Origin of the sequence: Nocardia sp. NPDC050435, from assembly GCF_040655395.1 — a bacterium.
Lineage (GTDB): Bacteria > Actinomycetota > Actinomycetes > Mycobacteriales > Mycobacteriaceae > Nocardia.
In genome coordinates this window covers 182951-194596 of record NZ_JBFAJW010000009.1, presented here as the reverse complement: position 1 = coordinate 194596, position 11646 = coordinate 182951, and the positions used below count along the sequence as shown (strand labels likewise).

The following is an 11646-nucleotide window of genomic DNA, read 5'->3' as shown; positions in this document are numbered from 1 at the left end:
CCGGACCGCCCGGCCGGTTCGCGCGTGTGATCTCAGCCACCACTGTGCATGACGTCCGCACCGGCGGGAACGGTCGGGTCCTCCGGATCGTCGAGCCAGCCGTGCGGCAGGGCGACCTTGCCGGGTGAACCCTGGCGCCCACGGGGGCCTTCGGCGTCTCTGGGAAAGGGGGCGGCCGGGTCGAGCTGACCGATCAGATCCCGCAGTTCGCTCAACCCCGAGATCGAGGCGAAACTGCGGCGCAGATCCGCGCCCACCGGGAAGCCCATCAGATACCAGGCCATGTGCTTGCGCAGATCGCGCATGGCCTTCTCCTCGCCCAGATGCTCGGACAGCAGTGCGCCGTGCCGGTAGAGGATCTCGCCGACCCGGCCCAGGTTCGGCGCGGCCGGCAGCGGCTGACCGCGCAGCGCCGCCTGCAACTCCGCGAACAGCCACGGCCGCCCCAGGCAGCCGCGGCCGACCACGACGCCGTCGCAACCCGTTTCGGCCATCATCCGCACCGCGTCGTCGGCGGAGAAGATGTCGCCGTTGCCGAGCACCGGGATGGTGGTGACGGCTTCCTTGAGCCGGGCGATGGCCGACCAGTCCGCCTCGCCGGAGTACCGCTGCGCGGCGGTGCGCGCGTGCAGCGCGACCGCCTTGGCGCCCTCCTCCTCGGCGATGCGGCCCGCGTCCAGGTAGGTCAGGTGCTCGTCGTCGATGCCGATGCGGAACTTCACCGTCACCGGCACGCCGGCCGGCTCGGCCGCGCGCACCATCGAACGGACGATGTCGCGGAACAGCTTTCGCTTGTAGGGCAGGGCCGAACCGCCGCCGAGGCGCGTGACCTTGGGCACCGGGCAGCCGAAGTTGGTGTCGATGTGGTCGGCCCAGCCCTCGCCGACGATGATCCGCACCGCCTCCGCGAGCGTCGCCGGGTCGACGCCGTAGAGCTGCATCGAGCGCGGGTGCTCGTCCGCGTCGAAGGACATCATGTGCAGCGTCTTCTCGTTGCGCTCCACCACCGCCCGCGCGGTGATCATCTCGCAGACGTAGATGGTGCTGGAGCTGCCGAACTCGCGGCACAGCTTGCGGAAGGCCAGATTGGTGATGCCCGCCATCGGCGCGAGCACCACCGGCGGATCGACCGGATACGGCCCGATCGCCAGCTCGGTCTTCGCCTCGGCAGTCGTAGTCACGCCCTCCAGTGTCTCAAACGGAGTTCTGCCAGCTCGAATGCCATCGGTGTCGGCCATGGGGTCACCGTGTGCGCTCAGGTGACCTCAGTAGCCTGTACCTGGGGCATTGCAATGCCGCGAGTAATCAGAGGCGGGTCGCGGACTCGGCAACCACCCATCGGAGAGGACCCGAATGGCAGCGAACGAAGACGGCGAACAGAAGATCGACCTGGGCAAGCAGGAGGCGGCCGAGGCGCCGCCCGCGAGCGCCGCGCCCGTCCCCGAGGCCGCGCAATACGTGAGCCCGGCCCGCCCCGCCGGGGCGACGGTGTCGCTGCCGGTGTCCTCGATCCTGCTGGGCGCCCTGGCCGCGCTCTGCCTGGTGCTGGCCGTGGTGTTCGGTTTCCTGTGGCAGTCGGCCAAGGGCGATCTGGACGACCAGAACGCCCGCGCCGCCGACAACCGGCACGCCGAGCAGGTCGCCACCGATTACGCGGTCGGCGCGGCCACGGTCAACTACCAGGACATCAATGCCTGGATCGCCAAGCTCAAAGCCAATACGACGCCGCAGCTGTCCAACAAATTCGACGCGACCGCGCCGAAACTGGAGCAGATCCTGGTGCCGTTGAAGTGGACCTCGACCGCCACCCCGATCACCGCCAAGGTGATCTCCGACGACAATGGCGTCTACAAGGTGAATGTATTCGTCAACGTCTCCTCTACTAATGCGCAGAGTCCCGAAGGCGCGCAAACCACGGTCACCTACAACGTCACCGTGGACGAGAAGTCGGATTGGAAGATCACCGATGTGGGCGGGGTGGACGGCGCGTTGCCGTTGAAGTGAGCGCGAGGTTGAAGCAATAACCTCGCACCGTCCGCAAAGCAATAACGAACGAGCCGCCTCCGGATTACCGGGGGCGGCTCGTTCGTTTTCGATGGTGTTGCTGGGCGGGCTTTCTCAGCTACTCGCGCCGGCGAGCTCACGCTTCTTGGCCTCGCGGGCCAGCATGCGGTCGCGCTGCTCCTCGAACTTGGTGACGTCGCCGGCCAGCTTCTCCAGGAACAGGCCCAGCCGCTCGCGAGTCTCCTCGCCGCGTGCGGTGAAGTCGGTGCGCTCGAAGATGTTCCACTTCTTCAGCACCGGCTGCACCACTTCCTCGAGGTGCTGGCGCAGGTCGTAGATGCCGTGCTTGGCCATCAGTACGCCGTTGCGGCGGAAGTTGGGCATACCGGCGCCGGGCATCTGGAAGTTCTCCAGGATCAGCGTGATCGCCTCGAGCGCCTGATCGGGGCTCAGGTCGAGCGCGGCGCCGCACATGTTGCGGTAGAAGATCATGTGCAGGTTCTCGTCGGCGGCGATGCGCTGCAGCATGCGGTCGGCGATCGGGTCTTCGCAGGCCCGGCCGGTGTTGCGGTGGCTGACGCGGGTGGCCAGCTCCTGGAAGGTCACGTAGGCGACCGAGTGCAGGAACCCGGCGTCGGCCTCGGTCGGGGAGGCGAAGCCGTTGGTCATGTGGATCATTCGCGCCTGTTCGAGCGCGACCGGATCGACGCCGCGGGTGACCACGAGGTAATCGCGCATCACGATGCCGTGCCGGTTCTCCTCGGCGGTCCAGCGACCGACCCAGGTGCCCCAGGCGCCGTCCATCGAGAAGTTCTCCGCGATCTCGCGGTGGTAGGACGGAAGGTTGTCCTCGGTGAGCAGGTTGGTGATCATGGCCGCCTTGGCGACCTCGTTCAGCTGGGACTGCTCCGGGTCCCAATCCTCCCCGCCGAGTGCCGCGAAGTTGCGGCCTTCATCCCACGGGACGTAGTCGTGCGGATGCCATTCCTTTGCCAGGGAGAGGTGCCGGTTGACGTTTTCTTCGGCAACCGGCTCCAACTCCGTGAGCAGCTCGAGTTGAGTCAGATCCCTTGCCATGTAATAGCCCTTCGGTGAGTGCGTCCACGCTTGCAGGTCTTCCCCGAGTAGACCATGCCGATGCGGCCATACCTTACGGCACCGTAGGTGTGATGCGAAACGCATACACCTGACAAATCGGGGCCGGTGATACACCTCATACGACATCGTCGGGGTACCACGCGGGCCCGAGTGTATGCGCCCCGCGTGAATTGGTGTGGAGCACAAGACCGAGCCCGCGGGCGTTGGGTGGTCTATCGGTGCGGGATCGAGTTTGTTAGCGAACCGAAGCGGCGCGGCGGGCGCGGCGGCGCGGCACGCGGAGGCCGGCGTCGTCCGCCGGGGCCCGGAAACAGGTCAGGCGTCCGGTGCGGAGACCGGACGCCTGTGGGAGTGCCCCCAGTAGGGCTCGAACCTACGACCTGCGGATTAAAAGTCCGTAGCTCTACCAACTGAGCTATAGGGGCGCGAGGGGCAGTGTAATAGGCCACGGGCCGAACCCATAACCGGGGGAGTGGTCGGGTTCGGTTGGGGGTGATCCGGCCGGTCACGACGGGGGTTCGGGTAACGCCGCGGGCGGCCGCAGCGATCTTGGCGGTAGCCGTTCGGCCCCCGGCTTTGTTCATCTGACCGAAAGCGGGATATCATCCAATTATGTTGTGCACCAAAGGCTTTGAAGCCGCTGGGGGTGTGAAGAAGGAGTCCGGGGGTCGCGGGCCGGGGCGCGCGGCGCCCGCGAGCGTGCGCCGGTCCGTGGCCGGGCGCGCCGGCCGGTCCGGGTGAACGCCGCTGCGGCGCTGATGAATTCGAAAATCGCCCGGACCGGCCCGGATGGTTGCGGATCATTTGCCGTAACGCGTAGTTCGGCATCCTGGCTATCTGACTCTTCGGTTTGCCGCGTGTCGGGTGACGATTCCGGGTACGGTGACGCATTGATGAATTCCGGACGAAACGTCGGCACGGCCGCCGGTCCGGAATTCGGCTTATCGATGTTGTGCCCCAACGTGTCGCGACCGGTACGGCCGACCGCGATTTCCCAGGAGTCGACGCCGCAGGAGGCTGATCCGAAGAGAAGGCGAACCCGGGTGCGCACCCCCTGCAGCGCACCCGGGCAGGAAAACTATACCAGCTGGTGTGTTTCAGGTATTCACCAAGTTTTCGTACCGAAAGTTTGAAATCGGGGGCGAAAACCGATTTGAAGTATTGAAAAATCCCATAACTTCGCGCCAAGGGGTCCGTTCCTTTTCGGGGGGTTCGATTGGCGGCGATAAGGCTTCGGAGGCGTTTCGAGCATGGCACGGCAGCAAGAGCGGGCCCGCCGGACACGTGCGGCGATAATCAGGTCTGCCGCCGTTGAGTTCGGGAAGAGCGGCTATGCCGCTGCATCGCTCAACCGCATACTGGAAGGTTCCCGCGCGACCAAGGGCGCCATGTACTTCCATTTCGATTCCAAGGAAGATCTGGCGCGCGCGGTCCTGGAGACGGCGGTGGAGCGCTACCGCGCCTCCGCCGAACGATGGCTCACGCGAACGGATCTCGGCCCCCTCGACACCCTGCACGGGATGATCGACGAGATGGCATTGCGCCTCGAGCACGACATCATCGTGCAGGCCGAGAACCGGCTCATCATCGAACCCGACTTCTACCGCGACGTGCAGTCCGGTGGCGGTCGCATCCTCGCCCGAGCCACGCGCACCCTCGCGGTGCGCGCCATCGAGCAGGGGCAGTTGCGTCCCGATGCCGACCCGGACCGGTTCACCCGCACCCTCACCGCCGCCCTGGCCGGCCAGCGCTACCTGGTCGACACCCTCGGTGGCGGCGTGGACCTGCGCTCCCGGTACGCCGAGGCGCTGGAGGTTATCGTCGAGTCGATGGCAGCGCCGGAGTGGGCCGAAAAGTTCCGCGCCGACGGGTGGCGGGCTTCCGCACGCCTGGAAGAGCTCGGTTTGGGCCTCTGACCAGCCGATTTGGAAGTCTCGCGCGGGCTGTCATAAGCTATGCGAGCTCCCAACGGAACGCAACACACCGTTGAAAGCCGGTCCGGAGAACTGGAGGCATCCAGAGCTCCGGGACGAGCCCCCTTCGTCTAGCGGCCTAGGACGCCGCCCTTTCAAGGCGGTAGCGCGGGTTCGAATCCCGTAGGGGGTACGGTCTTCGGACTGTTGGAAGCACAGCAAGGCCCTGTGGCGCAGTTGGTTAGCGCGCCGCCCTGTCACGGCGGAGGTCGCGGGTTCGAGTCCCGTCAGGGTCGCAAATGTGGAACGCCGGAGTAATCCGGCGTTTCCCATTAGCATGGCATTCGCTCCGGGTGCCTGCGGCCAGGTAGCTCAGTTGGTACGAGCGTCCGCCTGAAAAGCGGAAGGTCGCCGGTTCGATCCCGGCCCTGGCCACTCAAAATCCCCTTGATCCATTGGATCAGGGGGATTTTTCGTGTCTCCGGTTGGCAGGGGAAGCGGGAGCCGCTTCCGTGCGACCCCCGGTACTGTCGAATCGTGTTCGCTGATAGGGGGATTCCCGCATGACCGTCTCCGAGGTTCATCCAGTTGTCCGGTGGTGGCTCAGCGGGTCGAACAGCGCATGGGACATCCCGATCCTGCTGTTCTTTCTCATTGTCGGAGGCGGTTCCGGGCTGCAAGCACTCGAAGCCTGGGAGCAGGGGCAATGGCCGCTTTTCGCATTGCTCGCGTTCGTAGCGGTCTCTTTCCTGGTAGCGGCGGGGCCGCAGTTCCTCGCCGAACTGCTCGTCTACCTGGGCGCCGCGCTGTTCCTCGCGTTTGCGGCGGCAACCCTGCCCGCGTTGCTGTTCCCCAAAACGCGGGCCTGGTACCGACGGCTGTGGGCCAAGGCGGACAAAGCCGTGAGTGAGTAGCGGGAGCATCACCGAAGATCACCGCGCGATCTGCGAGCCTCTGGCCGCTCGTGGTGGGATGCTGGGGGTATGGCTGATGATCAGTGGTACTACTGCTTGAAGCACCATAGGGCTGAGCAGGGGAAGAAGTGCTGGTTCGCGGATCGGATGGGGCCGTATCCGGATCAGGCCACCGCGGAGCGAGCGCTGGATATCGCGAAGGAGCGCAACGAGCGGGAGGACGCCAAGGATTCCTGGGGGAACTGACCGGAGCGGGTAGGTGGAACTGCTCAGGGCACGGTCAGATCGATCAAGTACGGTTTCTCGGTAAGTTTCTCGAGAAATCCGACGAATGCTGGTGAGCAGGGAGGGCGACCCTTGAGGGTTACCGTTGTTGTGCCGACCTACAACGAGCGGGAGAATCTGCCGGTGGCGGTGGAGCGGCTGACGGCGCTTCCGGTGTCCGACCTGCATGTGCTCGTCGTTGACGATAATTCCCCGGACGGGACGGGCGAGGTGGCCGACAAGCTGGCCGCCGAGCTGCCGAACGTGGTGGGCGTGTTGCATCGCACCGAGAAGGACGGTCTCGGCCGCGCCTACATCGCGGGCATCACCCGCGCGCTGGACGAGGGCGCGGACGTTATCATCCAGATGGACGCCGATCTGTCGCATCCGGCCGAGGTGATCCCGGCGATGCTGGAGAAGCTGACGACGACCGACGCGGGCGTGGTGCTCGGGTCGCGCTACGTCGCCGGCGGCTCCACGGCCACGGAGTGGAAGTGGTACCGCAAGGCGCTGTCGGCGTGGGCGAACTTCTACGTGAACCTGCTGCTGCGGCTCGGCGTCAAGGACGCGACCGCCGGGTTCAAGGCGTGGAAGGCCGACACGCTGCGTGCCATCGATGTCGGCTCGATCAAGAGCAACGGCTACTCGTTCCAGGTGGAGATGAACTACCGGACGGTGAAGCAGGGCATCAGCATCGCGGAGGTGCCGATCCGGTTCGAGGAGCGCACGCTGGGCGCTTCGAAGATGAGTTTGAAGGTGCAGCTGGAGTCGGCGTTGATGCCTTGGAAGCTGCTGTTCGGCCGCTCGGTCTGAGCCCGGGCGCCCGAAGGCCCCGCATCCTGTTCGGATGCGGGGCTTTTCGCGTGCTCACGCCTCGATCAGCTTGCGGCGCAGACCTTCGGTGGCGACGACGATGGCGGGCACCAGCGTCAGGTGGGTGACCGACAGCGCGATCGTGGAGGCGGTGTCGAAGTCGGCGGCGACGGTCATGGCGATGGTGCCGACCGCGAGCAGGGATCCGACGACCGCGGCGACCCGCAGGACACCGACCCACTTGTAGGAGATCAGCGCGGCGGCGGTGAGGCCGACGAGCAGGGGCACGACGGTCAGGGTGATGATGCCGCCGGGCGCGACGCTCTGCACCTGTCCCTGGTTGGTCATTTCGAAGGTGCCGCCGGCGGCTACGCCGAGCAGCCAGACGACGATGTTGGCCAGCAGGGCCGCGCCGGTGCCGCCGAGCACGGCGGCGGGCCGGTTGAGGGCGGGGACGGGCAGGGTGCGGGCGGTGGTGGCGGACGCGATGCTCATGATGATCTCCTGGGACGAAGCTGTGTTTTTCGTGTGAGACCATCCTGAAACCTCAACGAATGTTGGGGTCAACCCCCTTCTGCCGCAGCGTGTTCCAGATCACTCAACGGGTGGTCTCGTTCCGTTTCGCGTCGGCGTCCGGCCAGTTCAGCAGGGTGTCGAGGTAGAGCCGGCGTACCGCGGCGACCTCGGCGTCGAGCTCGGCCGGGTGCCACGCGCCGACATCGATGGGCGGCAGCAGCGCCACGTCGACCGTGCCCCGGCGCGCGATCATCGAGTTGCGCCAGGAGATTTCGCCGGCGTTGCGGATCACCACCGGAATCACCGGCACCCCGGCTTGGCGCGCGATGTGGAACGCGCCCTTCTTGAACGGGCCGACCTCCGGTGTGTAGGAACGGGTCCCCTCCGGCGCGATGGCGATGGACAGCCCCTCGCGCAGCGTGCGCACCACCGGCTCCAGCGCGGCCCTGGTCTCGGTGGCGTTGCTGCGGTCGATGAAGGTGACGCCGACGAACCGCATCAGCGGCCCGAAGATCGGGTTCTTGGTCAGCTCCTTCTTCCCGAGACCGGTCACGCCGCCGTCGAGCACCTTGGGCACGATGATCACGTCGAACTGGCTCTGGTGGTTGAACAGGAACACCGCGGGCCGGGGCTCGTGCGCGTACTCGCCGCCCGAGGTGACGCGCAGCCGCACGCCGAGCACCTTGAGGGTCGCGCCCGTGCCGTAATCCATGAGGGCGTCGGCCATCTTGCGCCGCTGCCGGGTGTAGGACTTGCTGAGCACGCCAGCGAACGCACCGCCCAGCAGCGCGACGAAGGCCGCGAGGGTGCGGGCATAGTCGGCCGGGCGCGGCGACTGCCGGGGCCGGAAGGTCAGCGCCGGCCACCCGCGTTCGGCGGCGGCGACGGTGAGCTTGCGTTCCGGATTCACCGCGGTCGGGTGCCCGGCCAGGGATAACAGCGGCAGGTCGGCGACATTGTCGGTGTAGGCGTAACTCTGGGCCAGGTCGAGGCGGTGCTCGGCGGCGAAGGCGCGCACGGCGTCGGCTTTGCCGTTGCGCCACAGCGTCTTACCCTCGGCGTGCCCGGTGAGGACGCCGTCCACGGCCGACATGGGCGTGCAGAGCACGTGCGGGATGCCGAGTTCCGCGGCGGCGGGCGCCACCTGGAAGCGGGTCAGCGAGCTGACCAGCACCACGGTGTGGCCCGCGGCGGTGTGCGTCCGGATGAGCTGCCACGCCTCGGGATACAGGTGCCCGTAGACGGTGCTCTTGAACAATTTCGCGCCGAGCTGGTCCAGGTCCGCGGCGCGCTGCCCGGCCAGCGCGAGCGAGGCCTGCTGCAGGAACCGGCTGTATTCGCCGTCGGTCAGGCCGTTGTGGATGCCGCCGAGCAGCGTGGCCGCGGCATCGGGACCGTGCCGGAACAGCCGCCGGTACAGGGGTAGTCGCGCGAAGCCGTCGACCACGGCCCCGAAGTCGAACACGGCCGCGATCCGCGGGCCCTGCGGCCCGGTCCGGATGCGGGCCAGCGATTCCTCCAGGTTCATGCGGCGGGCTCCCGGTTGGACGGATCCAGGGTCGCGGCGCGCGAGATGCGGGCGACGATGGTGCGCAGCCGCTGGGCGAAAGCGTCCCGGCCCGCGGACAATCCGGCGTCGTCGCTCGCGCGCGGGGCCAGCAGACCGTGGTTGTCGGCCAGTTTGAGCGCGCTGGTGAACAATTCGGTGGAGACCGACTCCGGGCTGTGCAGCCGCTGCTGCAGCAGCATCTGCCGGCCGACCTTCACGCATTCGTCGATGAACAGTTTCCGGTCCACCTCCTGCGCCGGATCGCGCGCCGCGAGCCGCTCGGCCACCACCAGCTGGGCCTCGAAGAACGAGCGCAGCACGCGGTGCGCCATCATGAATCCGGACTCGGTGAGCCGGTCCAGGATGTCCGCGCCGAAGGTGTCCGCGCGGGTGTGGCTGCGCCACTGCGGATCCACCAGCAGCATCTCGTCGGTCATCTGCGCCGCGAAGTCGGTGCGGTCGGGGAAGAAGAACTCGAACTTGAGCAGGTCGCGCAGTTCGAACGCCTCGGCCCAGCCGGCGCGCAACTGGTCGGGATCGTCGGAGTCGATCGCGGCGAGGATGGACAGCTCCAGGATGGCCCGGTTGACGAACCAGTGCACGCCGCTGTTGCGGTAGAACGCGGCTTCCAGGTGCGCGCCCGGCTCGATGGAGAACACCGGCTCCAGCCCGCCCCGGTAGATGGTGACCACGCTGGCCAGCGAGAGCTGTTCCAGCACAACGGCCAGGCTCTGCTCGTCGCGCAGCGCGGCGAGCTCGCCGCTGGGCAGCCCGCGCTTGTCGATGTAGCGCAGCACCGGATCCAGCACGGCCCGCACCTCGCCGAGGGTGAGCGCGCGGTCGTGCACGCCGAGCAGGGCCAGGGTGGCCAGCGCGTTGACGGTGATCGGGGTGACGGCGTTGATGCCGACCGCGATCTCGAAGGCCAGGCGCTGGACGGCTTTGCGCTCCAGTTCCGCGGCCGCGTCGTCGGGCTCGGGGACGCGGTCCACGCCTTCGGCGTCGGTGCGGTGCAGCGGGATGGCGGTGGGCGGCTCGCTGAGCGGATCGCCGTGGACGGCCAGGCGGTCCCGGGCCGAGAGCGGCTCGCCAAAGCGCACGTACACGTGGCCGGCCGAATGCTGCTGGCTGCGGACGTAGCGGGCCAGCCAGGCCAGACCCTCCGGCTTCTTCTTGCCGCCGACCTGTTCGTGGGCGATCGCGCCGAGTTCGTTGAGCCGCTCGTAGGTGATCGACACCGGGACCAGCAGCACGTCGTCGACGCGGTTCCGGCGCACCGCGGCGGCCAGGTAGTTCAGCAGCCCGTAGCGCGGCGGGCGCAGCTTGCCGGTGCGGGTGCGGCCGCCTTCGAAGTACCACTCCAGGTTGAAGCGTTTGGTCAGCAGGTAGGCGAAGTACTCCTCGACCACCGCCTTGTAGACCTCGTCGTCGCCGAAACTGCGCCGGATGAAGACGGTGCCGGTGCGGCGCGCGATCGGGCCCATCGGCCAGAAGCTCAGGTTGGCGCCGCCGATCACGTGGTTGGGCGGAAAGTCGTTGCGGGCCAGGACGTCACCGAGGACGAAGGCGTCGACGTAGGAGCGGTGCGAGGGCAGGAAGACCAGGGGGTAGCGGCGGTTGAGCGTCTTGAGGGCGGTCAGGCCGGATTCGTCGGTGTCGACTTTCCAGGTGGAGGCGTGCACCGGGCGCATGGCCTGGGTGAACAGGTCCGAGACCAGGCGGGACTGCGCGGCGACGAGTTCGTTCAGCGCCTTCTCGGCGCGGCGGTACACCTCGTGGGTCGGTGTATCGATCTGGTCGGCGATCAGTTCCAGCCGGCGCAGGAATTCGGGGGAGTCCAGGATCTCCTCGGCGACCAGTCGCGGCACCTTGTACCGGTCGCCGATGATGGTGCGCTCGGCGCGTTCCAGCGCGACGACGCCGGCGCGCACGATGGCGCGGGCGAGCGGCTCACCGGACCCGGCCGAGAGCATCGCGGTCGCCTCGGGATTGTTCGCCCGGAGTTCGCTGAGTAGCGCGGGCTGGCCGGCCAGCACGACGTGCCGGTCCGGCTCCTTGCGCGCGAGCCGGCGCTGCGCCAGCCGGTTCGGCTTGCGCGGATTGGTCATGGTGGCCAGGTCGGTGAAGGTGATGCGCCGCACGCCGTCGCGTTCCGGCGGCAGCCACAGCACCCGGACCGGCACCACCAGCGGATCGTCGTGCCGGCCGACCAGGCGGGTGGCGATCGCGCCCGCGTCCAGATCCAGTTGTGTCACGGGCACATTCGTGCCGAAGTCCTGGGTGAGCCCACCGGCGGTCAGCCACTCGCCGACGATCCGGCGTTCCACGGGTGAGGACGCCTCGATCAAGGCCACCACCGAGCCGGGTGGCGTCGTGCGCTGAGCCGGTGCGGGCGCACCTCGGCCGTGATCGATCATTACTGTCCCTCCGCAACTCACACCGCAGTCCTCCTATTCAAGCGGCACGGGCCGAATCGCGCAGGTATCTCGGGTTCCCGAGTTGCGCGGGGTTGCCGAAGACGGTGGGGCGCGGGGCCGCCGGAGTCGCGCGGAGAGTTTGCTGAAATGTGAAACGG

General features: G+C 67.6%; 10 protein-coding genes and 4 tRNA genes. 8 read left to right on the top strand and 6 right to left on the bottom strand.

Annotated elements, in window-relative coordinates:
- Nucleotides 1-32 precede the first annotated feature (32 nt).
- The gene (gene dusB / locus AB0I43_RS26775) at nt 33-1181 is read right to left on the bottom strand and encodes a tRNA dihydrouridine synthase DusB (RefSeq protein ID WP_356975031.1); all 1149 of its coding nucleotides are present in this window, start codon (nt 1179-1181) and stop codon (nt 33-35) included.
- A gap of 172 nt (nt 1182-1353) precedes the next feature.
- Here dusB and AB0I43_RS26770 point away from each other — a divergent pair, with 172 nt between their 5' ends.
- Nucleotides 1354-2004: a hypothetical protein gene (locus AB0I43_RS26770; protein ID WP_357432770.1), complete on the top strand. Its 651-nt coding sequence runs from the start codon at nt 1354-1356 to the stop codon at nt 2002-2004.
- A 114-nt stretch (nt 2005-2118) separates the two neighbouring features.
- On the opposite strand, the gene AB0I43_RS26765 is transcribed toward AB0I43_RS26770, so the two are convergent.
- Entirely contained in the window at nt 2119-3081 is a 963-nt protein-coding gene (locus tag AB0I43_RS26765; RefSeq protein ID WP_356975034.1) for an acyl-ACP desaturase, read from the bottom strand.
- 373 nt (nt 3082-3454) lie between these two features.
- Nucleotides 3455-3527: transfer RNA gene (locus tag AB0I43_RS26760), tRNA-Lys, on the bottom strand.
- Between the two features lie 825 nt (nt 3528-4352).
- Here AB0I43_RS26760 and AB0I43_RS26755 point away from each other — a divergent pair.
- The 7 genes from AB0I43_RS26755 to AB0I43_RS26725 all read left to right on the top strand — a co-directional run bounded on the left by AB0I43_RS26755 (nt 4353) and on the right by AB0I43_RS26725 (nt 7006).
- Nucleotides 4353-5018, top strand: coding sequence for a TetR family transcriptional regulator (locus AB0I43_RS26755; protein WP_356975036.1), 666 nt, complete (start codon nt 4353-4355; stop codon nt 5016-5018).
- Between the two features lie 117 nt (nt 5019-5135).
- Nucleotides 5136-5208 (top strand) — tRNA-Glu (locus AB0I43_RS26750).
- 29 nt (nt 5209-5237) lie between these two features.
- Nucleotides 5238-5311, top strand: a tRNA-Asp gene (locus tag AB0I43_RS26745).
- 65 nt (nt 5312-5376) lie between these two features.
- Nucleotides 5377-5450: transfer RNA gene (locus tag AB0I43_RS26740), tRNA-Phe, on the top strand.
- A gap of 128 nt (nt 5451-5578) precedes the next feature.
- Nucleotides 5579-5929: a hypothetical protein gene (locus AB0I43_RS26735; protein ID WP_357432769.1), complete on the top strand. Its 351-nt coding sequence runs from the start codon at nt 5579-5581 to the stop codon at nt 5927-5929.
- Nucleotides 5930-5998: 69 nt separating this feature from the next.
- Entirely contained in the window at nt 5999-6175 is a 177-nt protein-coding gene (locus AB0I43_RS26730) for a hypothetical protein (RefSeq protein ID WP_356975040.1), read from the top strand.
- 111 nt (nt 6176-6286) lie between these two features.
- Nucleotides 6287-7006: a polyprenol monophosphomannose synthase gene (locus tag AB0I43_RS26725; RefSeq protein WP_357432768.1), complete on the top strand. Its 720-nt coding sequence runs from the start codon at nt 6287-6289 to the stop codon at nt 7004-7006.
- A gap of 54 nt (nt 7007-7060) precedes the next feature.
- Here AB0I43_RS26725 and AB0I43_RS26720 read toward each other — a convergent pair whose 3' ends face one another.
- The 3 genes from AB0I43_RS26720 to AB0I43_RS26710 all read right to left on the bottom strand — a co-directional run bounded on the left by AB0I43_RS26720 (nt 7061) and on the right by AB0I43_RS26710 (nt 11488).
- Nucleotides 7061-7501, bottom strand: coding sequence for a DUF6069 family protein (locus AB0I43_RS26720; protein ID WP_357432767.1), 441 nt, complete (start codon nt 7499-7501; stop codon nt 7061-7063).
- A 103-nt stretch (nt 7502-7604) separates the two neighbouring features.
- Entirely contained in the window at nt 7605-9050 is a 1446-nt protein-coding gene (locus tag AB0I43_RS26715) for an HAD-IB family hydrolase (protein WP_357432766.1), read from the bottom strand.
- Complete coding sequence (locus AB0I43_RS26710) at nt 9047-11488, bottom strand: glycerol-3-phosphate 1-O-acyltransferase (protein WP_357432765.1); 2442 nt, start codon at nt 11486-11488, stop codon at nt 9047-9049. Before AB0I43_RS26710 ends, AB0I43_RS26715 begins: the two co-directional genes overlap by 4 nt.
- Between the last annotated feature and the right edge of the window lie 158 nt (nt 11489-11646).

Coding starts and splice junctions, on each gene's coding strand:
- AB0I43_RS26770 (WP_357432770.1), top strand. CDS start 1,354: ATGGCAGCGAACGAAGACGGCGAACAGAAGATCGACCTGGGCAAGCAG.
- AB0I43_RS26765 (WP_356975034.1), bottom strand. CDS start 3,081: ATGGCAAGGGATCTGACTCAACTCGAGCTGCTCACGGAGTTGGAGCCG.
- AB0I43_RS26755 (WP_356975036.1), top strand. CDS start 4,353: ATGGCACGGCAGCAAGAGCGGGCCCGCCGGACACGTGCGGCGATAATC.
- AB0I43_RS26735 (WP_357432769.1), top strand. CDS start 5,579: ATGACCGTCTCCGAGGTTCATCCAGTTGTCCGGTGGTGGCTCAGCGGG.
- AB0I43_RS26730 (WP_356975040.1), top strand. CDS start 5,999: ATGGCTGATGATCAGTGGTACTACTGCTTGAAGCACCATAGGGCTGAG.
- AB0I43_RS26720 (WP_357432767.1), bottom strand. CDS start 7,501: ATGAGCATCGCGTCCGCCACCACCGCCCGCACCCTGCCCGTCCCCGCC.
- AB0I43_RS26715 (WP_357432766.1), bottom strand. CDS start 9,050: ATGAACCTGGAGGAATCGCTGGCCCGCATCCGGACCGGGCCGCAGGGC.
- AB0I43_RS26710 (WP_357432765.1), bottom strand. CDS start 11,488: ATGATCGATCACGGCCGAGGTGCGCCCGCACCGGCTCAGCGCACGACG.